Here is a 23,679-nt window from a genome sequence, read left to right as displayed (position 1 = left end):
GCATGTTCGAGGTGAACGCTGATGATGGGCAGCACGATAGCAAAACAGATGCACCGTCCGATCAAGTGTTGGGGAAATAATTCACCGCCAGAAACATCAAGGTGATCATGCCGGCAGTGAAGCCACACACCGCGCCCAGCAACTGACGTGCAATCGGATGTTCGGGTTGGCGGCGATTGGCGACCCACATCCACACGCCCGCGAGGACCCCGGCGCTGGCCAGGAAACCCACCAGGCTGCGATCCAGGTTGGCCGTCGCCATCGGGGTGCCAAGAGCCCGCCGTAAATCAGTGTGAAGACAATGCCAGTCACCACGCTACTGCCGGCGCCGGCAAGGTTGGCGAGTAACAGATTCCACTCGCCGCGTTGCTTCACCACCCACAACCAGGTTCCGCCCATTACCAGCAAGCACAACAAAGCATCCATTGATTTATTCCCGAGCGCCCGTTAACAGAAGCGCTTGATACGCCTCCATCGAAAGTGGACGGCAAGATAGCAAAATAGTAGCTTCGCGCCACCTTCTTCCACTGCGTAACGGACTACACATGCCTACCGTTTCTTCTGTCTCGCGCCTGCTCAGCGCTTTCCTCCTCGCCACCGTTATGACCCCGGCGCTTGCCGGCTGGGATGAAACCCCGGAGGTCGCCTGGAAAGGATACCTCGCCGATTGTCAGAGTTTTCAGGACGTAGTGAACAGAGTCCAAAGCGGGGCCATGACGAGCAGGCAAGCGATGAACCGCGTCGACAGCTTGAATCACACTCTTTACGTCCATCGCGATCACCTTGCCCCGGCAAGCCTTGCCTCTCCCGAATATGCCCGTTGCGAAACCGTCATTGCCCAAGCGTTCGAGATCCGCAACAAGGAGGAGCCGGTCCTGGTCGCCGAGCTTCAAGAGCAATACTACAAGGATCAGGCCGAGCACCAGAAATCCCCGGAATACAAGCGCGCCCGTGCTCTGGGCTTTAGCGACGTCGGCGGAATCGGCAAGCTCAAAGAACTCGCCGAGGAATCGGAAACGGATGGCGAAGCGTATCTGAAGACGTTGATGATTAAGGTCGACTGGAAATGCGGCCGGCATTTCCGCGCGGTGCAATACGTCAAACCCTATGTGGTCTACTTCGTCGGCCCCAATGCGGGCAGCTGCGCCGTCTACAGGGAAGTCGCGGTGCTGGGTGGACCAATGGTAGAGCGGGGCGACCCCATCGACGAGAACTTGATATTCCAGTACGTAGGATGGAAGACGCTGAAGGGAGCGGGTGGGTTTCCGATCAAGATTCGAGTGGTGAAAGTGCGCAAGTGATTTGCCGGGTTTTTTATTCAACCAGAGGATGGACAGATGATCGACTTCAACAACAAAGGCTTCTTCAAACTCAAGCAAAACAATGAATACGCCGAGCGCGTTACCTCCCTCTTGCTGGAAGGTGAAGAAGTGATCGACGCCTACAAGGCCATGCGCGATGGCGTGGTGTTTACCAACAAACGCATCATCGCAGTCAACGTTCAGGGCATTACCGGCAGCAAGAAGGATTTCACGTCCTTGCCATACAAAAACATCGTCGCGTACTCCGTGGAAACCTCGGGAACGTTCGATCTGGACTCAGAGCTGGAGATCTACTTTTCGTCGCTGGGGAAAGTGAAATTCGAATTCTCCGGGAAGACATCGATGGTGGAGATTTCCAAGTACATCTCCAAGCATCTGCTGTAACGGCTCAGCTCATCACAGGATGTCTTTCAAATAACCCTTGAGCGCGAGGAGCGGCTGATCCAGCTGCTCCAGCGAACGCGCTTCGCTGAACTCGGCGGATAATTTGTGCAACTCGCGTCCGAGCGGTTTCTCGATACCGCCCAAGGCGTCCATCGCTAGGCCAAGGCATTCGTTCATCTTGAACTGAATAGTCTCGACATCCCCACGCCGCACCAATAGTTCGAAAATGTCTTTCTGGTAATCACCCATGACCATGTCGTCCCGCAAAATCGGGCTCAGGCCTTCTTCCTCGTAAGCGAGTTTGAGGGAGAAAAGGGCGACTGTTTCCAGTGACGTTTCCATGGGGGGATCCTTGGGATTTCGGTTGACCAAGAAGCGGTGAATCAAAAGATCGCAGCCTTCGGCAGCTCCTACAACAGCAGGCACTTTCCGGCAGACGAAAAAAAAGGCCTTGCTAAGCAAGACCTTTCTTAATTTTGGTGCCCGAGGGAGACTGTAGTGTTCCAGTAAACTCAAGGCCTCCAGAGAGGTTTGCTATTTCGGGATACATGTAGGGATACATGGTCTCTTTTGCTGGGCTTAGTATGAATAGTCCATAGGGTGCCATGCAAACCTTTCGATAGACCAAGCGTCGTTTGAACTGGAGCCTGTGAGGCCCGGTTTATAAGGGGGCGACCTGCCGTGGTTTGGTTAGGCACACACGTGGGCATACAGGGTGCATCGCGCCGCTTACTTTGTCGCTCTCTGAAACGCCCGGTCGTTAGCCTCCGTGACGAACGATTGTGGGCGTGTCCTGGTGATTCTCGAGCACGGCATATCCTCCTTTCTTCGTAACAAGAGAAATAGGCTGTGAGGATTCGCCCCCATCAATGGAAATGCGGACCTCCAGACTCTGATCCTCGAAAGAGCGAAGTTCTTGTATCAACTGTGCGACGGTTTTGCCGCGACCGATCCATTCTGGGGTCATACATACTCCAACTGAAGGTATGCGCTGCTGGGGAAATCAGCTGTTGAGTGAAGGCGTTACCGGGGCTTGCAGGATTAAGTAGGAAAAACCCCATGGTCCTCGGCCCACTTTCCGTACGCACTCGCACCCATATTCACAAAATCTGGGAAAACGCCGACCTCGACGGATTGAAAAAAGGCGAGGCAATGACTCCAGTCGGAGTCGCTCGGATCGTCCACGGCCCAGCACTCGTAACCCAACGACTTCCAGTCAAGCTTAGGGTCTGAGTTGGATGCCCGCAGGAGTTCCTCAGCAATACGCTCTGCCCATGCAATTGCTTTACCTGCAGTGGAGGCCGCGACGTAAATACCTGTGGATGACTCGCAGTCTTCAATGATGCCTTTTTGAAACAAGGCCCACCGTTCTGGCTCGTGGTAGGTGAATCCTACGAGGAATTTATTGATGTTCAATCCTTTTGGTTCTGTCGCTGGCAGCAACGTTACCGTGCTTTCGCGGACCTCAGTAATCGGGTAAATCTGGAAATCGCGAGATGTATGTCATCTTGGGTATCTCCGTCCCACTCCTCAACCGTTTCCAGCTCTGCACGTAACCTGGCAATACGCTGTTCGATCTCTTCGATCTCGGGGGCGCCACATTGCTTAGCGATTGCCTGCCAACCGTCATCAGAGATTTTTTCCTGAAAGGATGAGCCGGACTGGGCATCTGCGATTAGCTTCTGGAGGTTACTCATCTGAGATCTCGGGTGGGTTACAGAAAAAGGCGCTGGGGACCCTGACGATATCCTGAGGATACGGGGTCGGAAACCCGCGGGACTGCATTAGTGGAAGGTTTCCAAAGTTACTGAAATTTCAGGCATTGAAATCGAAAGAAATCTGCTGAAAAAAGGCCATCGTTACCGCATCGGTAACGATGGCCTTTTGTGTTGATGATTATGGACACCTTGGGCTGTCAACCGAGTCAGCCTGTCAACCAATGTAAAAAAATCAGCCACTGCCAAGATCACGCGGGTTTTATGCCCCGTGTCATTCAGAAGTGCTCAGGGTCCCCGGCGACTCTCAGCAGCTTGTGCAATTGCACTGGTGAACTGTCTGTTCACCCGGTTCACCTGTTCACTAAGCTGGGCATCTGTCCGCTAACAAAGTCCGGCGGGTTTCCGACCCCGTATGTGTCTCGAAGCCTCAGGGGCCCCGGTACCTGCTGGGGTTTCAGCGCTGACGGAACACGTTGCTAATGGGGGGTGGGGACATATACCTCCCAAATGTCGTGTAACACGTGTTACGGGTGTAATGACTATCTATAACCTGTTGAATTTAAAGGGTAAAATAGGCGTTACACTAAGTGTTGGCTTTCTTTGTGTTCAGTGTAACAACTCCTCATAGGTGTAACGTTTTTAGCCAGCCGATGGTGCTAAGAATCCTCCGAGCTCGAGGTTTGCTGTCTGCTAAGGATCGAGGTTCGCCAAAGAATGCTCCCCGCTAACGCGGTCGATCACTTGAGTGATTTTCACGGTATGCAGAAAGGTACGCGTGATTGCAATGGCATGCCGGGCACGTGGAACGTGCGGGTGAACCGTGGCATATTCCTCGCACATTCCTTCAACTGCAGCGCGGTCAACCAATGACGGTCTTGAGAACTGACATCGAAAGGGCACTCGATGAAATCGCTTCGCAAGAGGAGGGTATGCGTTTTCAGGGGCTGGCAATAGTACTCGGCAAGAAGCTCTGGCCTGAACTCATCGCCCGCCAGAGGAAGAAGGATTTTGGTCTTGATGCATACGCGAGCGCGAGTCTGACGCCAGATTCTGTCGGCAAGGGGCTAGCCGCTTCCATCACACCAACGCTGAAGAAGATTTCTGACGACGCAGAGACCGCCAAGAAGAATTTCCCTGACCTCGGAAAGCTACTCTTCGTGACGTCCGCCAAAGTCGGTAACGCTGACCGAAGGAGGTGGGAAGAGGCAATTCAGAAAAACCAAGGTGTAGAACTTCACATCATCGAGCGCGAAGAGATTATTACGCAGATGATGATGCCGGAGAATGCTTCACTCCGTGCGAGCTTCCTCAACCTCGGGATTGATGCCGAACCACAGGTCGCTGACCTCATTGAAAGAACAAGGCGCGCAGCCACTACTGTCACTCGGGCTTGGACATCTAAGACAAAAGGGCATCCGCTCATTGATCTGACTGCCGTGCGGCTTGAAACGAACGGTGCGAAGTCTGCGGATATGCTCTCGCTTGAACAAATAGATCTGGCGCTGATGCAGAGCGGTCGCATCGTTCTCGAGGGGCCGGCAGGTCGCGGAAAAACCACGACACTTGTTCGACTAGCGCAGCTCGCACGCACTGTCGGTACACCGCTTATCGTTGAACTTCCTGCCTGGACGTCATCGCACCGGGGAATTCTAGAATACATTGCAGGCATGCCTGCGTTCCAGGCCGAAGGTCTCTCGGCCACCGACCTCGCGCGCGTACAGCAAACAGAACCCTTGCTGTTCTTGTTGAACGGGTGGAATGAAATTGCGGAGTCGAATTCTTCTCGGGCGAACGACGCGCTTCGTGAACTCGAACGGGACTTTCCGAGCGCGGGCATCATAGTCGCAACACGCACGCACCATTTAACACCACCACTCCCTGGTGCGTTACGGCTGCGATTGTCGCGTCTGCGGCGTACGCAGCGTGCGGCTTACCTAGCGGAACGCCTTGGCGAGAAAGACGCTCAGCTCCGCGCCCGCATCGATGCTGATTCGTCGCTAGATGAATTGACCCGTACGCCATTTATTCTCTCTGAAGTCACTTCGCTGTTTGAAGCCGGCGTCGAAATTCCCTCCACGAAAATCGGAATTCTAGATCAAGTTCTCTTATTGCAAGAACAGCGTGACGAACACAGGAATGCGCTTCAAACGGCACCTATCTTTGGCCGGCAACAGGATTACTTAAAAGCTATCGCAACTGAGATGACTCGCATCGGCGCGACGACATTGCTCGAGGCTGACACACGGACAGTCGTTGCTGCCGTCGTCCGAGACCTTGCTCTCCATGGGCAGATTGAGCCAGTGGGAGCACCGGCGGTTCTCGCGACGCTCACAGCTCATCACATCTTAGAGCGCGTTGATTATCCGCTGACATCGTTTCAATTTGAGCACCAGCAGCTTCAGGAATATTACGCTGCACTTGATTTACGTGGATTGCTTCTCAACTCGCTGAGCGATGAAGTCGATGCGACCGCCAATTTTATAGCCAAGTATGTGAATGTTCCGGCCTGGGCTGAATCGTTGCGCATGATTGCCGAGACGATTGCCGATGAGGCCGCCGACAACAAAAGCGAATTGAGAAACATCAGTGCAGGTGTGAAGCTGGTGAAGATGGCTCTCTCCGTCGACCCGGTATTCGCCGCCGAGCTTGCGCAGTTATGCGGCGGGGCCGTATGGAATGAAGTTCGCGCAGTCGTCGGCGAGCATCTTCGCGGCCTCTATGCCACCCGTGGCGGCAGTTTTCGGCATTACGCCACTGCTGCCTTGCTCGCTACCGGCTCGGACGACTTCAGTGACCTCATCGTGCCTCTGCTAACGGAACAAGACCAACAGACGCGGCTCCACACGTACCGGCTCTGGCCGGACATTCAAGTATCATCGTTAGGAGTAAATTGGCAGGAGCTGGCGCGTGGATGGAGCGAGGAGGTGCGCGCGGATTTTGTCTCCGAGTTGTTACATCATCGTGTTGATGACGAGATCTCGACCCTCGCTGCCGAAGATAAAAGCGTTGCGGTGAAGAAGGCAGCTGTCTCCGGGCTCATGTGGACCGGGTCTAGCGACGCATTGGTTCGCGTCCTGGAGTCGATGGATGAACAGACATTCGACGAGGTCGCTCTCCAAAACGCGGACCGCATGCCCGATGCACTCAGGCTCAAGACCATTGCGTCGATGAGTAAATTCATCGCGAACTCCCAGGACCATCCTGCGCGCCTGCGAGTCGCTGTTGATTTGATTGGTTTTGGCCAGACAAATTTGGAAGACGTCATCAGGGGGGCACTGGCTGCTCTGTCCATTGGCGACATACGCAATTTCGGCCTGCACTATATACGGCCGGCGCTGGAACATCTGCTTAAGACCGATCCCGTTTGGCTGAGCGAATGGATGACCGTCCAAATCGCCGAACGCGGTCTCCACGAGCACGAGGATTGGTTGTCGTTTGCGCCTGTCATTCCCGACAGCCTCGTCGAGAAGTACCTGCAACGCCTCGAGACAGAAGATCTTGGGAAAGTCAGCTTCGGGGGCATCATTTCCATCGTTGCCAAAGTTGCAGATGCGAAACTTGCGGCGCGGGTTTTTGCGAAATTACGCGAGTTGCGTCGTCAGGTGGACGGAGAGCCTGACGTGCAACACCACCTCGAGTGGCAGGTGACTCGGCAATTAGAAGCCCTATTTCGCCACCTACCCGGCGACCTCGCAGCGGCAGGCATTCTCTCGTCCGTCGCAAGCGGTGATCCGCTCGACATCAAGGTCGCGGCTGGCCTGCTAAGCAAGGTTGCCAGATCGGAAATGGAACCACTTCAAATTGCGGACGGGGAACTGAGAACACAGCTTCATACCTACCTGAAAAGCAACGTCGATGTTGTCCTGCGCCAAGACGACTTCAACGGCGGGGAAAAATCCAACTTCGCCTCGTCGATCGCCCAAGCTGGAATACCTGAAGACATGGCGGATCTCGTGCGGCTCATCCGCGCTGACATTGAGCGTGTTCGCCGCGGTCGAGCCGCGCATATAGCCGGCGACCGCAGCCCTCTTGGAAATGGTGGATCTATGAGCTACGCCAGATGGAATATAGATGCCATCTTGCAGCTCGACGCGTCCGGTGCTGAGCAAGTTCTCATTGATCTGCTCTCCGAGTCGGAATACCGCTCCGAAGCCGCCGCTGCGATGGCGCGCGACTTCTTACCGAAAACGAAGCGTTTCTCCAACCGGACTTTCCGCTATGACTTGATGTGGGCCGCACGTGAAGGTCGCATTCCGCATCCGGGTGATAATCAGCGGCGCCTGCGATTTGCCAGTGCACTTGATGCCGAAATCAAGCGCACGCGAGAGCGGAGCACAGACGGGAAAGCAAGCACAGGGCCGACAGATCTCGCAATGGCGCTTGCCGCAATTGATGGCGTCGGCTACGCGTCAGTTGTGCTCGACGTGATTGCTAAGCCCGGTCAGTGGGACCACTACAATTGTCTCGATGTCGTCGAGCGTCTGTTGATGGCGGGTGTGGGCTTGCCTACGTGCACTGTTTTCGCACTTGTCGATTCCATCGTAGAGCGCACGGAGAAATGGGTGCAGGATGCAGACAGGTCTCTGATGCGTCGTATCCTTACGATATGCCCGTTCGCCAACGATCCACATGCCGGCATTTCCAAAATGCGAGAGATGCTCGGTAAGTGGCAATTCCGGGGAGCTGAACTCGGGGAGCTTGTCACTGCTCTGGGTGAAAGTCGATCAGATGCTGCCGCTGATTTCCTGTACGAGCTTGCGTCCGATGCGCCTACGTTCGCTCAGTGCGAGGACGATTTTTTCAATGCCTTTGCGGTACTCGACACGTCACGGACGCAGGAGTTGCTGCTGGGGTTTGTAGATCCAGATATTCACGGCATCCCACTGACGCGTCATTACTGCGGCGACACGCTGGTCATGCGACTGGTGGAGTTGGCCCAGCGCAAGCCTGAGGTGGCCGATTATCTACGGAATTTGTGTGAACGAGATCTACCTGATCCCTATCGGCACGTCCTTTCAATGGTGATGAGCAGGCTACGCACACCTGAAGCCGATATCGCAAATATGAATTTGATCGATGATACCCAGCCATCACCGATTCCACAGGGTATTTGGTACCAGCTTGAAAGCGCATTCGTTGAGCGTCAGCCCTATGGGCAAAACTCCAACGTCTTCACGCAACAAGCACGCGCTTCAAATGAACTGCGTGTTCTGCTGTTCAGAATGGCAATTGAGGACGATAAACGACGCAAGTCTGCATTCGTGCTTCTCGGCCAAATCGAAGAATGGCGGCTGGAACATGGCAGGCCGACGGGTGAACCTCGTCACCCTGATCTTGCATCCGGTCAACCTTGGCCGCCCGTAGATCCGTGACCTTTTTCTTTAGCTATAAGAAAAAGGCCCTATTTTATAAATTACGAGAGTCGCGGAACTTGGGAGAGGTATGAATGCGTATTCTATATAAGTATATGCCTTTTAGGCTCGAGTTTTTCGAAGATCCCCTACTTAGACTAACACCGCCCTCTAATCTCAATGATCCGTTTGACTCGAAGCCTACTCAATCAGGGATTGATAAAAAGCTTAAGTTCTTTTTTGATGATCAAGGTGAGTATGAAAGTTCTAAATTAAAGTCTGAGGGTATACGCTCTACATACGAGAAGGGGCTTAGGGATGGACTTGATCAGTTCGGAATAATTTCGCTAACAGAAGATCCGTACAATCTTCTGATGTGGTCGCACTACGCCGATGAGCACAAAGGTTTGGTTGTATCAATTGCGTGTGATTCATCGACATTTGAATATCACGACAAATTTACAGAAGGATGCGGTGTGTCAAAAATAATCCCGGCGAGGGTTAGGTATAGCAATATGCGCCCAGGCTTTCAGATGCCTGATGATGCTATATATGAATATTTTGAACACAATTTTTATACTCACTTTGCTACGACAAAAGGTAATGACTGGATTTACGAAAAAGAATATAGGTATCTTTTAAGGTTGACGGAAGCCGATGTCGCGATCGTAGATGTTGCTTTTGAAAGTTGGGTGAATAATCTAGGTCCAGATATCCGTATAACTCATTTGCGTAATAGTACTTATAAGGTCGAATCGTCTAGTGCTGAGAAGCGGGATCTACTGCCTTGGGTGCTAGCAATCGCTCAAGGAAAAAAAGAAATATCCAATGTGATGCTTTTCAAGCGATTGAAAAAAAACTCAGTTACAGGGGTGTACTTTGGAAGTCGTGTGAGTGATGAGAGTATTCTTCAGGCACGCGAGGGTATTGAAAGAAATACTATTTTCGGACGTTCGGTGAGTGTTCATAAAAGTATTATCAGTCAAGATAGATTTGAAATAAACTTTGAGAGATTGCACTGATTTATCAATTAATAGGAATGGTGGGGGTAGTTGTTGGTGGCGGTGAGCAGTTCATTTGTTCGAGTGTTGGTGCTAAAAAGGGGCCTTGTGGGCCCCTTTTTGGGTGAAACAGCTTAATTGGTTTTTACAAGTCTCTCTGTGCCGTCATAAGGAAATTATTAAAATTCAGATCTATTTTCGACGATGCAGTTGGTCGTCAATATGCGCTATTTCCGCTTTAATTGCCTTGATGGCCAGCGCTTCAGTCTGACTTGTTTTTTTCGTTACTACGTTCATTGTTTTCAAAAGAGAGTTCAGATGAGCTTTCCGGTTTTTGAGCGTGTCAGACAAGCTCGTGCTGTTTTGTATTGGATTTTTCATTACGTTCATCCTTGCGTTGTTCCAGACTGATCATATCTTCGGGCTGCTGCTGCACCTGCAGGCTGTCGAGCTGTATTAAGTCCTGCGCGCTGTATTGGTAAGAGCGGTCTATGAGCTCGTGCCATGTCCATCGCCCATGATTTTCACCTTGTTCGGGTACGGCCAAATTCATCATCCCTACCTGATCAAGATCCAGCAGTTTGTAATTAGCCCACAGCTTTCCACCCACCTCGAACAACGCTTTCGCGGCCTCGTTCCATCGCTCCTCGAGTACAGTCTGCGAGAGCCAAAGCGCGGTGCGTTCTATCGCCTTATGTTTTTCCTGCGCTTCAGCGATGTATTTATCTACGGTGAGGAGCTCTTGCTCCAAAGCGGCCATGATCAGGTGTTGCCGACGGTCATGTTCGGCGGCGGCTGTCAGGTTCTTCGCCGCCTTTTGTGCGTCGGTGTTGGCGGTCTTCTCGCCTTCGGTATCGCCCCATGCAACGGCCTGTGCGTACGCAGTGGCAGCGTCCGTTTCCGCCTGACGCGCTTTGACCATGTCCTCCGCTGCCTGTTGTTGGATCTGTTCCAGGCGAGTGCTGAGGCTCTGGCGCTTTTCGTTTAGCTCCTGCTCATCAGCCTTCCAGTTATCCATCGCCTCGATGTAACCCGCCATCAGGGAGTCGCAGTTGAGAAGATTCTCACGGCGACTGATCTTCCGATCTAAAAGGTCGGCATTGTTGTTGCGCGAATCGAAATTCCGTTTCAGCTCGTTGTACTTGTCCCGCAGTTCGCGTTTCCGATCCGGTTCAATGGGGTCGTCACTTTCCAGCACGGTCTCAAGTGGCAGCATTGCGGCGTGAAACCGTTCTGCCTCGCTGCGCAGTTGGTCGCGACGGTCTTTCAGGTCTTGAATCTCGTTCATGTGTTTAGTCTCTGTTCAGTTCGATTGGGATTGGTTGAGTGGCTGGCGAGGCCGGGACTTAGCCGGCGCTACCTCGATCAGCAGAGATGCCCTCAGGCAGCCCGAGCCTCGCTCTCATCCATTCCCGGAATCGTCTTCACGATGTAGCAGCGTTGCGTGCCGAGACCGGGTAACCGGATCAGGCTCGACGCCTTCCCGTCCTTTCCCGGTTCCAGAACACCGCGCTGTAGCAGTTCCTTGTTCACCGCGTTGATGTTCATGCCCCGGAAGATCTCCGAGCGCCATAACTCGGGGAGCACGTAGTAGGTGTTGGTGGTGTGCAGGGCATCTCCTAGACCGTGCTCCAACGTCTTACGAAAACCGAGTCGGTCGATGGTGCGCGGCCCGTGCTCATCGATTTTTGCCGCCGCCGATTCCCAGCGCGTGAAGCGGCTTTCACCGAAGCGCTCGATGACCTGGCGCAGCCGCGCCAAGATCGCATCGCCCTCGAAGTTGCCTGCGCCGCCGCGCTCGTTCATCCATGCATTGAGACACACTCGAGCAGCGGTGGTGGCAGTCCCGTCGGGCCAGCCTGTGATGCCCATCGCCGTGGCCAGCTCGCCCGCTGCTGCGGCGAGACCGAAGCGAGCGGCGGCACGGTGCGCTTGTCCACTGGCAGATGCTGGTAACGACTGGGCAATAAAGCCTTCCAGCGTGCGGCGCAGGATGGCGGACCATCCGTGACGCTTACCGGGTTCACACAGCGCCGTCAGGAAGGCCGTGAGCGGCGTGCCGTAGTACTTCGCTACGCGTGTCTTGAGCGCGTCGGACAGTGCCGCCGCATCCTCAAAACCGTTAAGCAAATCGAACATGCCAAGGCCTTTGCTGGCATCGGCCGGGACAGCGAGCATGCGCACTTCCATACCCGCTTTCAGTTCCTTGTTCGCTTCGGCCATGTGCTGGGCCAAGGTCTTCTCGCCGGTGGAGAGAAATAGCAGGCGCCACTCCTGTACCTGTCGGCCAGCTTGGCCTCGATCGTTGGCGCGTGCCTTGCCGGTGCCATTGCCGAGCATGTACACCGTCTCGCCGATAATGCGCGGGTCGCACATGCCTATTTCATCCAAGACCAGAAGGCCGTCGGAATGCGCGGCGGCAATGGATTCGAGCGCGTTATCGGTCGACCGCCACGAACGCACCAGACGCGGTCCGCCGTAGATTGAGGCGGCAACTTGCAAGTGCGTGGTCTTGCCGCCGGAGCTATCGCCGTACAAGTGAAAGCCGCCCGACTCTTGACCAAGCATGTGCAGCAGCGGGCCTGCGAAGGCCACCCCGACGACAAACGCCAAACGGTGATTACCGATGCACAGCGCGCCGATCTGTTCCTGCCATTGTTCAAGCGTGCCCGCTTCGCTGATCGGCGGAAGTTGCGAGCCGGCCTCGTAGAAGTGCAAGTGTTCGCTGTGCGCGCCTACCTGCTGCTCGGGTAGTAGAAAGGCAGTGTCATGCCAACCCAAGCGCGTGACCAGTCGAGCCCGTTGCGCGCTGTCGAAGCCGCCGAGATAACTCTGCAGGTCATTGCGTGCATTGCGGCCAGAACGACTGCCTGCGAGGCGTAGCCCCATGTCCACCAGTGGACCCAGCACATCTTTGCCGAAGTCACCGGTCATGGTGCGCGCCGGAATGTTCCAGCGCTTCTTGGCGCCGTCGGGATCGTCGAATTCAACCAACAAACCCCAGTTCTGACCTTTGTCGTCGCGAGTACGGGCGAGGATCTCCAGTGGTGAACACACCGGACGCGCTTCACCGTCGTCACCGGCATAAAACACACCTTCGGACGTCAGCCGAAAGCCGCCGGGCATCAGATCATTTTTCGATTTTGTCGGGCGTTTGGCTCCTGATTTCGTCTTCGCTTCCGGCTTGGCTTCTGGCTGCTCCGCTGCTGGCTTTTCCTCGATCAAACCGTACAGCTCGCCGCTGGTCTCCAGCGCGGCGAAATGGGCGGCTGTCCAATTTTTTGTGAGAGCATCAGCAGCGTCATCACCATCATCCCATTGACCACCTTTGGCGAAAGCGGCGCGGCCACTCTTCAGCGTGGGGTTGTGTTTGAACGAGTCCAGAGCGATGAAACGGACCGAGGCGGCGCCGATTTCGCGCAGCTTCTCGGCGACGGTTTTCATGCAAGCTTTGCCGCTGTCGTCGTTGTCAGGCCACAACAGCACATCGCGACCTTTAAGTGGTGTCAGGTCAGCTTTATGCCAAGAGTTGGAACCGTTCGGCCAGCAGGTGGCCACGTGGCCCGGCAGCAGTTCGGCGGCAGCATCGGCAGCTTTTTCGCCTTCGCATAAAACTATCGGTGCATCACTGCGCTCAGCCAGTTCATCAAGTCGCAACAGCGGACGTGGATCGGGCAGACCCTGCCAGCGCCATTGCTTGGTTTGGCCATCGGCGCGCTCGCACCATGTAAGTGGTGCAAAGACCTTTTTCGGCTTGCCGTCCTCATCGGGCGTCAGGTCGAAGCGGTAGAGCGCCATAAGCGGCTGGCCTTGTGCATCACGGTAGATCCACACCTTGGACGGTGCGCCGTGCTGCCGATGCTTGGCAGGGCACTTGTTCATGGCCTCCGCTGGGATCGGCTGAATGGCAATCCACTCAGGGGCTTTCGTCTTGGCAGGCGCGTTCTTCGCGTGGGCGGTGCCGGGCGCAACATTCAGTAGGTCTGCGAGTTTATTGCATGCCTCGACGTCTGTGCCGCCGTCCAGATAGCGCACCAGATCAATCAGGTCGCCGCCCTTGTCGCCGGTAGCAAAGTCGGCCCATGTGCCCTTGCTCAGATTGATCTTGAGCGAACCGGCGCGCTTATCGCTGCGTGTCGGGTTAGGTGCTGTGTATTCCTTGCCTCCATCGACGCGCTTGCCATTGGGCAGCCAGTGCGACAGAACGCGATCAATGTCTTTCAGTGCAGCGGCTTTCACGTCGGCAAAGCTTGGACGTTTTGCGGAGGTGCTCGGGCGTTGGCTCATGCGTCAGCCCTCGGCAAAAACAGTGCGTCGTTGATGTCATCGATCAGCGCTTTGGCCATTTCGCCAAGGTACAGAGCAGGCCAACTGAAACGCTCACCGCTGTCACTCATGGCCGCGTCGAAATTGAGCTGGTTGGCGTGATGCTGCAGCAGGGAAACCATCTCCAGTGCATCCTCGACCGGTACTCCGGCATTGACTCGGAACAACTTCAAATCGGTGGCGTTCACGCGAGTAAATGTGGCGTGACCCAGCGTGGTGGACGTGGTCATAGCGCACCGCCTTTCTGCGTAGCAGGCATCGAGGTGGAGTCGCCGTGCAAGGTCAGTGTTTTAATCAAACCAAGAGTGCCGCGCACGTCCCAGAGGACGGCGGCGATGACATGATTAGCGAGGCGCGAGGAGTCGTTTTCGAAGTGTTCTTCAAGCAACGTCAGAACCGAGTCGGCACGAGCAATGGCGCAGGTGATGGCGTCGATTGGCACACCGGCTTCTGCGGTCGGATTCACGCAGAGCAGGTCTTCGGGCAGGGCGAAACTCAAAGCGTTGTTCATTGGGCACCGCCTGCGGTTTCGAGTGCGCGGGCTTTGGCCATGTGAGCGTTGTAACGGGAGAGGCGTGTAGCGAGACTGGAATTGGCGTGTAAAGCGGCGAGAGCCATTGCACGATGTGCAGCGGCGCGAATTTTGGACGGATTGAGGGCGTGCATGAGTGGCGCTCCAAGTTTTGACTATGGAACTGCCACGATCCTTTCCACGGGATTGGGTGGCAGCTGTGCATGGGGTGGAAATACCGGGAAACTTGGAACCCGGCCAGGCCGAAGCCTGCCCACACACAGCCGCCATAACTCGAAATCGCAGGCGTAAAAAAAGACGCCTGCAATCGTAATGGGGGCGCCTGTGCGCCAAGTTTTCAAACGGGTTTCCACGCCCGGTCGCTGATTTTGCAGCGACGGCCAAAGAGTAACGTCCGTTTTTCGAAAGTGCAACTGCGCTGATTGCTTGCGGTTTTTTCAGGTGCGGCATAAATTGTTCGTGCATGTAGATTGACCTCAACGCCTCCGGATCGCCCCCGGAGGCGTTTTCGTTTCAGGCATGGGCTTCCCAGCGCAGGGATAGGAGGGGTAGGAAGCCGCCGCTGAGCATCGAGCGGGCGTCTTCGTACGCTTGGGTTTGCTGCCCTTCGTCGACGATCACAGCGCCGGTTTTTTCACAGTGGAGGGTGAGGGCGCACCAGGTGCCGTCGGCCCAACTCAGTACGCTGACCACGCGGCCTCGCTTTTCCTGTTGGCTGCGGTGGCGTTCAAGGCGCTGCATGAAGCGAGTAGAAAATCCGATCCGGCGCAGCACGGAGAACGGATGCATCAAGGCGTTATCAGCGATCTTGCGATTCATGCTGCCTCCTGCGCATTAGCGAACAGTGGAGGCGGTGTTTCGCCTTTGAGCCAGGCGAGGATCTTGCTGTCTTCAGCACAGCGGCGACGGTGTAAAACGGCCATTTGCTCGCGGCGTTGTGCAACACACTCCTCGACATAACCGTTCAGGTCGGAGGTCAAGCGCATATCTTGATGAGCGCGCTCGCTTGTCGTCTTCTCAACGGCAAGATCCTCATCCGTGATGCGTTGCCATACCGCCGGATCGTTCGCGAATGCCGCTGATTGATCGACGAGCCAGTAGGTAACCCAGTCGGTCATGCCGCGCGATTTCAACGAGGCGAGGCGGCTTTGGCTCATAGCAAAATTGCCGGAGCCGTGAACGCTCGAAAACTCTCTGCGCACCGCATTTTTGCGGATCAGTTCGGGCAGTTCCCAAGGATTGGCTTTCAGTGGAAGCACGAGACCATCAGGGTTGAAAAAGAACGCTTCTTGCTCTTCGCCGTTCCAGCTCACGCCCGCAATGGTGCGATGACGCCAGTTGATTTCACCAGGTTGATAGAGCCGGAATCCGATGCTGTATGAATCGAAGAATGGTCCCTTGAAAGGGCAGTAATTGCGCTTCATGCGGCCACCTGGTCACGTGCCTCAATGCGACTACGTGCCCAAGCTTGAACTTCGCCAAGTACCCACGCGACAGGAGCGCCGCGAGCATTGCTCATGCTTAATTTTACGGGGCGCGGAAAGCCGCTTTCAGCGCACTGCATAAGCTTGTAGATGGTGGGGCGAGCTAAGCCAATGATGGCCATGACCTCAGATATTCTGATCAGGGTCGTGGCTGGGTCGCGATGAGAGAGGGAGTTTGTTTCAGTAGCAATAGAGATAGTCATAGTCGTGCCTTTATGGTGAGAGACAGGCACAGACTAGGGGGCGAAAAAAAAGCAAACATGGTTTGCTTTTTGTGAACTTGAAAAATTATCGAGGAATAAATCCACCTTTCCTTAAGTGCTTCCTAACGGTCGGCGCAGATGCCTTGCCCTGCGCGACTATCGTTTTGACTAACTCGGTTTCGGATATTTTTGGATTGCTGGATATTTGGCTTCTCGCGGCTGTACTAATTTCCTCGAAAAGTTTGTGGCTGTTTTCCTGCTTTACTGCGCCTGGATTTCTATTCGCCTTTCCAGCAGCTTGGGCTCTTGCTGAAGCTTTAGCCGCAAAGGCCTTATCCAATGCACTTCTTAGAAAACTTGATGCCGCGAAATCGTTACGCAGACCATCGCTGAAATCAGCCTGTTGATAGAGAGAAGCTAGCATCAAGATCTTGGAGGCCTCGCCATTGAAAATGGCGAAGTCTTCCCGAGCAATGATTTCTGAGCTGCTATCTCGTCTTCGCGCTCGGGTTACGAGTGCAAGGTACTGCTGAGGATCAGTTTGTCTTAGCTGCTCTATCAGGTCGACATCCAAGTCGTATAGAGATAGCTCTAAATCAAATAGCCAATTTGCAAGGGCTTCGACCGCCTGAACTGCTTGTATAAGAGCGTAAGTCGCTACGAGCTGAGTGTCGCTTGCCGGATGATCAATCCCGAGGAAGCGGCGGACGACTCTCGGCAGTGACGTGGTTTCGGAAAAACTGAGGTGCTCTTCAATTGTGGCGCGGAGATGAAACATTGTTTTTGTCACTGAATCAGCACAATCAGCATACCGACCATCCTCTAGCCAGAAGAAGGTTGCGTTATCGATACACGCAAAAGCGTCGCGAAAGCTCTCAGCAAAATGGCTATACAACGCTAGCTCGCGGACGGCTTGCTCGACCTCGTCAAGATCCCAAAGGAGACTGGTCACATCTGCTCCGGCGATTTCAAGTTCCAGATCTCTGGTGCCAAGTGTGTGTTCCATCAGAGCGCCCCTCGCCCCCACAAAGGATGGCTGACCCTGCGTGCAATGCCCTGGAAAGAGGTTGCCGACAGGGAGCATGTGGCTCCGTGTCCGTTACACATCCCGCCGACGTAACACGCGGTTGATGGGCGCGTCAGATACGGTGTAACTCGATATAAGTTCAATGTTTTCAATGGGTTGATGTGGTGCGTTACACGCGTAACACCGGTTACACCTGTTTTAGGTGGGGTGCGTGTTTTTGCTCTCATACAACCTTTCCAAACTGTACCTGCGACACATTCCCTGCCTCTAATGCATCAAGATGATTCGCATACCACTGCATCATTTTCACGCGTTGCTCAAGATATTGGGCTTTGTTGTACACGCCTGAGATTCCTTCTTCTTTGTGAGCAAGCTGTGCCTCAACATGTTCTTTCGGCCAACCATGTTCTCGAAGCAATGTGCTCGCTGTATGGCGAGTTCCATGCCCAACAAGGCGCCCCTTATAGCCAATGGTGGCGAAGACCTTGTTGATCGTGTTTTCACTGATGGTTGGATTTTTCGCTCCGACTCCGGGGAATAGCCAACGACTCCGTCCGGTCAAGCAGTGCAGCTCTTTAAGCGCAGCAACAGCTTGGTGAGGAAGGGGGCATACGAAATCCCGACGCATCTTCATCTTGGCGGCTGGTGTGGTCCAAATGGCTTTATCAAGGTCGAACTCTTTCCATTCAGCCAGGCGGACCATCCCCGGCCTTGATGCCGTCCATACACAAAGCCATGCAGCAGTGCGGGCCGTCAGCCTACTTGGAGTGTTTTTGAGTGCTTGGAGAAATTCAGCCAGCTCAGGCTCCAGCAGATGTGGGTGCTGTTGAGTCTTTGGGGCTTGGGCCGCAATATCGCGAAGGCGACTGCCAGGATCGTTTTCGGTAAGACCCAAGCCGATGGCCCGCCCGAATATCTGATTTATCCATGTGCGGCACTTCTCCGCCACGTTGTGTGCGTCTCGGGCTTCGATTGATGCTTGGAGTTCTGCGCAGTCGGTACGGGTTATTTCGTCTAGCGGCTTATCTCCCAGTGCCGGGAGTATGTCTTTGTCGAGGTAGGTGCGGATTTTGTTGAGAGTGGAGGGTGCGAGACCCTTCTCCTCTTTTGCCTTCAGCCAGGCATCAGCGGCAGCTCGAAAGGTTCGAGTCTTGGCCGCGTCGATAGCAGCTTTAGCGGATCTCTTCTGTTCAAGTGGGTCGGCACCGCTACTAACTACTTTGCGTAGATCAGCGGCTTTGTCTCGTGCCAGCGCGCCACTTACTTCCGGGTAACCCCCGAGCCCCATCCAAGCCCAATTGCCCGCCGGACGTTTGTAGCGAAGTTGCCAAGACTTGCCTCCATCAGGTTTGACCCTGAAATAGAGGCCGTTTCCGTCCAGCTCTCGGTATTCCTTTGATTCCGGCTCCAATCCCGCGAGTGTCGTGTCAGCGAGAGGGCGGCGCTTGATGTCTGCGCGCTTCATCCTTGTATCCCAAAGTTCGGTATTTTTCTCAGGATACAAGCAGGGATACAGGGATACAACGGATAGGGGGAGACTGGCATAAACAGACAGGCACAAAAAAACCGGCCAAGTGGCCGGTTTCTCTGGGTCTGAAAGTCTGGTAGAGACTTTCAGATACTGCTATATGGTGCCCCGAGGGAGACTCGAACTCCCACTCCTTTCGAAAACGGATTTTGAATCCGCCGCGTCTACCAATTCCGCCATCAGGGCTCAATGGCGGCGAAGTATAGAGATGAGATTACCGTCGGTCAATCAGGTACATAGAGAATTTTCAATATTTCCGCTAGACTTTCCGGCCCTGCTAGACGAACCCCATCATGCGCGTTGCTGACTTTACTTTCGAGCTCCCTGATTCGCTGATCGCCCGCCACCCTTTGGCCGAGCGTCGCGGTAGTCGCCTGCTGACCCTTGACGGGCCGAGCGGCGCCCTTGCACACCGTCAATTCACTGATTTGCTCGAGCATTTGCGCCCGGGCGATTTGATGGTGTTCAACAATACCCGGGTGATTCCGGCGCGGCTGTTCGGGCAGAAAGCGTCCGGCGGCAAACTGGAAATCCTCGTTGAGCGGGTGCTCGATACGCACCGCGTGCTGGCCCATGTGCGTTCCAGCAAGTCGCCGAAGCCGGGTTCGAAGATCCTTATCGACGGCGGTGGCGAGGCAGAAATGCTCGCGCGTCATGATGCGTTGTTCGAGGTGGGCTTCGCTGAAGAAGTGCTGCCGCTGCTCGACCGCGTCGGGCACATGCCGTTGCCTCCTTATATAGACCGCCCGGACGAAGGCTCGGATCGCGAGCGTTATCAGACCGTGTACGCCGAGAAACTCGGTGCGGTGGCGGCGCCGACGGCGGGGCTGCATTTCGATCAGTCGCTGATGGAAGCGATTGCTGCGAAGGGCGTCGAGACGGCGTTCGTCACGCTGCACGTGGGCGCGGGCACGTTCCAGCCGGTGCGCGTCGAGAAGCTTGAAGATCACCACATGCACACCGAGTGGCTGGAAGTCGGCCAGGATGTGGTCGATGCGGTCGCGGCATGCCGAGCGCGCGGCGGTCGGGTAATTGCTGTCGGCACGACCAGCGTGCGTTCGCTGGAGAGTGCGGCGCGCGATGGCGTGCTCAAGCCGTTCAGTGGCGACACCGATATCTTTATTTTCCCGGGCCGACCGTTTCATGTGGTCGATGCCCTGGTGACCAATTTCCATTTGCCGGAATCCACGCTGTTGATGCTGGTTTCCGCATTTGCCGGTTATCCGGAAACCATGGCCGCCTACAAGGCTGCCGTGGACAACGGTTACCGCTTTTTCAGCTACGGTGATGCGATGTTCATCACCCGCAATCCCGCACCGACTGCCCCTGAACAATCAGGCCCAGAGGAAACAGAATGAGTCGCGAATGTCGCATGTCCTTTGAGCTCCTTGCCACCGATGGCAAGGCCCGTCGTGGTCGTCTGACCTTCCCTCGTGGCACCGTCGAGACCCCGGCGTTCATGCCGGTGGGCACTTACGGCACGGTCAAGGGCATGTTGCCGCGTGACATCGTCGCCACTGGCGCAGAAATAATTCTGGGCAACACCTTCCACCTGTGGCTGCGTCCTGGCACCCAAGTGATCAAGGAACACGGCGACCTGCACGATTTCATGCAGTGGAAAGGCCCGATCCTGACCGACTCCGGTGGTTTCCAGGTGTTCAGCCTGGGCGCGATGCGCAAGATCAAGGAGGAGGGCGTGACCTTCGCTTCCCCGGTCGACGGCGCCAAAGTGTTCATGGGGCCGGAAGAATCGATGCAGGTGCAACGCGATCTCGGCTCCGACATCGTGATGATTTTTGACGAATGCACGCCGTACCCGGCTGACGAAGACGTCGCGCGCGTTTCGATGGAATTGTCGCTGCGCTGGGCTCAGCGTTCGAAAAATGCTCACGGTGAAAACTCTGCGGCACTGTTCGGTATCGTGCAGGGTGGCATGCACCAGGATCTGCGCATGCGCTCGCTGGAAGGCCTCGACAAGATCGGCTTCGATGGCCTCGCTATCGGCGGTCTGTCGGTGGGCGAGCCGAAGCACGAGATGATCAAAGTATTGGATTATCTGCCGGGCATGATGCCGGCTGACAAACCTCGTTACCTTATGGGCGTTGGCAAACCGGAAGATCTGGTTGAGGGTGTGCGCCGCGGTGTGGACATGTTCGATTGCGTGATGCCAACCCGTAATGCCCGCAATGGGCATCTGTTCATTGATACAGGCGTGCTGAAGATCCGTAACGCGTTCCATCGCCATGATGAATCGCCGCTGGATCCGACCTGCGATTGCTATACCTGCCAGAACTTCTCGCGCGCTTATCTGCATCATCTGGACAAGTGCGGCGAAATGCTGGGAAGCATGCTCAATACCATCCACAACTTGCGCCATTATCAGGTGCTGATGGCTGGTTTGCGCGAGGCTATTCAACAGGGTACATTGGCCGCCTTTGTCGATGCCTTCTACGCCAAACGCGGACTTCCCGTTCCGCCTTTGGACTGAGTTTTCTGACCCCAAGATTCAACATTTGCAACTGGAGTGCTAAATGAGCTTTTTTATCTCTAACGCCATGGCTGACGCGGCTGCACCGGCTGCTGCCGGCCCTATGGGCGGCGGTTTCGAGTGGATTTTCCTGGTCGGCTTCCTGGTCATTTTCTACCTGATGATCTGGCGTCCACAGGCCAAGCGCGCCAAAGAGCAGAAGAACCTGCTGAGCAGCCTGCAGAAAGGCGACGAAGTTGTGACCACTGGCGGCATCGCCGGCAAGATCACCAAAGTAGCCGATGACTTCGTGGTTCTGGAAGTTTCCGACACCGTCGAAATGAAATTCCAGAAAGGCGCCATCGCCGCCACGCTGCCAAAAGGCACGCTGAAAGCGATCTAAGAGCAACAACTTCTACTCAATCGACGGGGCGCGCAAGGCGCCCCGCGTCATAACGGGCGGCGTGATGCTGAACAAATATCCTCTGTGGAAATACATTCTGATCCTGGCGGTGCTGGCGGTCGGTCTGATTTATTCCGCTCCGAATCTATACCCCGATGACCCGGCCATTCAGATCAGCGGCGCCAGCACGGCTCTGCAGGTCAATCAGGCCGATCTGGATCGCGTAAGCACCGCGCTCAAAGAGTCCGGCATCAACGTCAAGGCAGCCACACTGGCGGCAAATGGCAAGGGCGGTCTGATCCGTCTGAGCAAGGCTGAAGATCAGCTGCCGGCCAAAGACGTAGTGCGCAAGGCGTTGGGTGATGACTACGTCGTCGCGCTGAACCTGGCACAGACCACCCCGCAATGGCTGCGCAATCTGGGCGCGCACCCGATGAAGCTGGGTCTGGACTTGTCCGGTGGTGTGCACTTCCTGCTGGAAGTGGACATGGACAAAGCTCTCGATGCACGCCTGAAAGTCTACGAAGGCGACGTCAAGAGCCTGCTGCGCAAAGAGAAACTGCGTTATCGCAGCCTGCCGCAGCTCAATGGTGCCATTCAGTTGGGCTTCAGCGATGAAGACTCCCGTGAACAGGCCCGTGCGCTGGTCCGCAAGAACTTCAACGATTTCGACATTGTTCCGGCCGACCTCAACGGTCAACCGGTACTGCGTCTGGCGATGACCCCGGCCAAGCTGGCGGAAATCCGTGAATACTCCATCAAGCAGAACTTGACCACGGTACGTAACCGCGTCAACGAGCTGGGTGTTGCCGAACCGATCGTCCAGCGTCAGGGCGCCAACCGCATCGTGGTTGAGCTGCCGGGCGTGCAGGACACTGCCGAAGCCAAGCGTATTCTCGGCAAGACGGCCAACCTTGAGTTCCGTCTGGCTGCAGAGCCGGGTGCTTCGAAAGCCACTTCCGAAACTTTCGAGTTCCGTGAAGGCAATCGTCCTCCTGCGCAGATCGAACGTGGTCTGATCATCACCGGTGACCAGGTGACTGACGCCAAGGCCGGTTTCGGCGAGCACGGCACGCCTGAAGTGAACATCCGTCTGGATGGTCACGGTGGTGAACTGATGAGCCGCGCAACCCGTTCGAACGTTGGTCGCAGCATGGCGGTGATCTTCATCGAACAACGCCCGATCACCACTTACACCAAGCAAGTGGTCGACGGCGTCGAAAAAGACGTCGCGGTGCAAACGTTCAAAGAAGAGAAGAAGATCATCAGCCTGGCGACCATTCAGTCGCCGCTGGGTGCTCAGTTCCGCATCACTGGCCTGAACGGTCAGGGCGAATCGTCCGAACTGGCGCTGCTGCTGCGTGCCGGTGGTCTGGCTGCACCGATGTACTTCGCTGAAGAGCGCACCATCGGCCCGAGCCTGGGTGCTGACAACATCACCAAAGGTATCGATGCGTCGCTGTGGGGCATGCTGTTCGTGTCGCTGTTCATCATCGCCATCTACCGTTTCTTCGGCATCATTGCCACCGTCGCACTGGCGGTGAACATGGTCTTGCTGCTGGCGCTGATGTCGCTGCTGGGTGCAACACTGACCCTGCCGGGTATCGCCGGTATCGTGTTGACCATGGGTATGGCGGTCGACGCCAACGTGCTGATCTTCTCGCGGATCCGTGAAGAGATCGCCGCCGGCATGACCGTGCAGCGTGCAATCAACGAAGGCTTCGGCCGGGCATTCACCGCGATTCTCGACGCCAACCTGACTACCTTGCTGGTCGGCGGGATTCTCTTTGCCATGGGCACCGGCCCGGTCAAAGGTTTCGCGGTGACCATGTCCCTCGGGATCTTTACCTCGATGTTCACGGCCATCATGGTGACCCGCGCAATGGTCAACCTGATCTTTGGCGGACGTGACTTCAAGAAGTTGTGGATTTAA

At 55.4% G+C, this 23,679-nt stretch carries 20 protein-coding genes and 1 tRNA gene; 8 read left to right on the top strand and 13 right to left on the bottom strand.

Annotated features, from left to right (window positions below; translation table 11 throughout):
- Positions 1-61: 61 nt before the first annotated feature.
- On the bottom strand, positions 62-262 hold the full coding sequence (locus tag AK821_RS31105) for a hypothetical protein (protein WP_236708335.1): 201 nt from the start codon (positions 260-262) through the stop codon (positions 62-64).
- A gap of 283 nt (positions 263-545) precedes the next feature.
- On the opposite strand from AK821_RS31105, the gene AK821_RS23590 reads away from it, so the two are divergent.
- A complete protein-coding gene (locus AK821_RS23590) occupies positions 546-1,301 on the top strand; it encodes a hypothetical protein (protein ID WP_064392113.1) in 756 nt (251 codons plus the stop codon).
- 36 nt (positions 1,302-1,337) lie between these two features.
- Positions 1,338-1,706, top strand: a complete 369-nt coding sequence (locus AK821_RS23585) for a PH domain-containing protein (protein WP_064392111.1) — start codon at positions 1,338-1,340, stop codon at positions 1,704-1,706.
- A 12-nt stretch (positions 1,707-1,718) separates the two neighbouring features.
- Here AK821_RS23585 and AK821_RS23580 read toward each other — a convergent pair whose 3' ends face one another.
- Both AK821_RS23580 and AK821_RS23570 read right to left on the bottom strand, forming a co-directional pair.
- The gene (locus tag AK821_RS23580; RefSeq protein ID WP_064392109.1) at positions 1,719-2,048 is read right to left on the bottom strand and encodes a hypothetical protein; all 330 of its coding nucleotides are present in this window, start codon (positions 2,046-2,048) and stop codon (positions 1,719-1,721) included.
- Positions 2,049-2,747: 699 nt separating this feature from the next.
- Complete coding sequence (locus AK821_RS23570) at positions 2,748-3,122, bottom strand: hypothetical protein (protein ID WP_064392107.1); 375 nt, start codon at positions 3,120-3,122, stop codon at positions 2,748-2,750.
- A 1,081-nt stretch (positions 3,123-4,203) separates the two neighbouring features.
- Between AK821_RS23570 and AK821_RS23560 the strand changes: the two genes are divergently transcribed.
- Together AK821_RS23560 and AK821_RS23555 are read left to right on the top strand one after the other, a co-directional pair.
- Positions 4,204-8,796: an NACHT domain-containing protein gene (locus tag AK821_RS23560; RefSeq protein WP_152974192.1), complete on the top strand. Its 4,593-nt coding sequence runs from the start codon at positions 4,204-4,206 to the stop codon at positions 8,794-8,796.
- Positions 8,797-8,870: 74 nt separating this feature from the next.
- On the top strand, positions 8,871-9,797 hold the full coding sequence (locus AK821_RS23555) for a DUF2971 domain-containing protein (protein WP_064392101.1): 927 nt from the start codon (positions 8,871-8,873) through the stop codon (positions 9,795-9,797).
- A gap of 322 nt (positions 9,798-10,119) precedes the next feature.
- On the opposite strand, the gene AK821_RS23550 is transcribed toward AK821_RS23555, so the two are convergent.
- The 10 genes from AK821_RS23550 to AK821_RS23505 form a co-directional block, all read right to left on the bottom strand.
- Positions 10,120-11,064, bottom strand: a complete 945-nt coding sequence (locus AK821_RS23550) for a hypothetical protein (protein ID WP_064392099.1) — start codon at positions 11,062-11,064, stop codon at positions 10,120-10,122.
- 92 nt (positions 11,065-11,156) lie between these two features.
- A complete protein-coding gene (locus tag AK821_RS23545; protein WP_064392097.1) occupies positions 11,157-14,063 on the bottom strand; it encodes a DUF927 domain-containing protein in 2,907 nt (968 codons plus the stop codon).
- Positions 14,060-14,332 (bottom strand): DUF3077 domain-containing protein, encoded by a 273-nt coding sequence (locus AK821_RS23540; protein WP_064392095.1) that lies wholly within the window; start codon positions 14,330-14,332, stop codon positions 14,060-14,062. The genes AK821_RS23545 and AK821_RS23540 overlap by 4 nt, the downstream gene beginning before the upstream one ends.
- Positions 14,329-14,613: a hypothetical protein gene (locus AK821_RS31100; protein WP_064392093.1), complete on the bottom strand. Its 285-nt coding sequence runs from the start codon at positions 14,611-14,613 to the stop codon at positions 14,329-14,331. Before AK821_RS31100 ends, AK821_RS23540 begins: the two co-directional genes overlap by 4 nt.
- 534 nt (positions 14,614-15,147) lie before the next feature.
- A complete protein-coding gene (locus tag AK821_RS23530; protein ID WP_064392091.1) occupies positions 15,148-15,453 on the bottom strand; it encodes a hypothetical protein in 306 nt (101 codons plus the stop codon).
- Positions 15,450-16,058, bottom strand: a complete 609-nt coding sequence (locus AK821_RS23525) for a hypothetical protein (RefSeq protein WP_064392088.1) — start codon at positions 16,056-16,058, stop codon at positions 15,450-15,452. The genes AK821_RS23530 and AK821_RS23525 overlap by 4 nt, the downstream gene beginning before the upstream one ends.
- Positions 16,055-16,321, bottom strand: a complete 267-nt coding sequence (locus AK821_RS23520) for a helix-turn-helix transcriptional regulator (RefSeq protein WP_064364333.1) — start codon at positions 16,319-16,321, stop codon at positions 16,055-16,057. The genes AK821_RS23525 and AK821_RS23520 overlap by 4 nt, the downstream gene beginning before the upstream one ends.
- 85 nt (positions 16,322-16,406) lie before the next feature.
- A complete protein-coding gene (locus AK821_RS23515) occupies positions 16,407-17,327 on the bottom strand; it encodes a hypothetical protein (protein ID WP_064392156.1) in 921 nt (306 codons plus the stop codon).
- A gap of 244 nt (positions 17,328-17,571) precedes the next feature.
- Positions 17,572-18,813, bottom strand: coding sequence for a tyrosine-type recombinase/integrase (locus AK821_RS23510; protein ID WP_064392086.1), 1,242 nt, complete (start codon positions 18,811-18,813; stop codon positions 17,572-17,574).
- 164 nt (positions 18,814-18,977) lie between these two features.
- A tRNA-Leu gene (locus tag AK821_RS23505) sits at positions 18,978-19,062 on the bottom strand.
- Positions 19,063-19,169: 107 nt separating this feature from the next.
- Between AK821_RS23505 and queA the strand changes: the two genes are divergently transcribed.
- From queA to secD, 4 genes are all read left to right on the top strand, one after another.
- On the top strand, positions 19,170-20,234 hold the full coding sequence (queA, locus tag AK821_RS23500) for a tRNA preQ1(34) S-adenosylmethionine ribosyltransferase-isomerase QueA (RefSeq protein ID WP_064392084.1): 1,065 nt from the start codon (positions 19,170-19,172) through the stop codon (positions 20,232-20,234).
- A gap of 14 nt (positions 20,235-20,248) precedes the next feature.
- Positions 20,249-21,364, top strand: coding sequence for a tRNA guanosine(34) transglycosylase Tgt (gene tgt, locus AK821_RS23495; RefSeq protein ID WP_161806670.1), 1,116 nt, complete (start codon positions 20,249-20,251; stop codon positions 21,362-21,364).
- Between the two features lie 43 nt (positions 21,365-21,407).
- Positions 21,408-21,746 (top strand): preprotein translocase subunit YajC, encoded by a 339-nt coding sequence (gene yajC, locus AK821_RS23490; RefSeq protein ID WP_007916913.1) that lies wholly within the window; start codon positions 21,408-21,410, stop codon positions 21,744-21,746.
- Between the two features lie 64 nt (positions 21,747-21,810).
- Positions 21,811-23,679, top strand: a complete 1,869-nt coding sequence (gene secD, locus AK821_RS23485; protein WP_064392080.1) for a protein translocase subunit SecD — start codon at positions 21,811-21,813, stop codon at positions 23,677-23,679.

Origin of the sequence: Pseudomonas sp. RIT-PI-r, from assembly GCF_001297015.1 — a bacterium.
Classification (GTDB): domain Bacteria; phylum Pseudomonadota; class Gammaproteobacteria; order Pseudomonadales; family Pseudomonadaceae; genus Aquipseudomonas.
This window is presented reverse-complemented; position numbering and strand designations above follow the sequence as displayed.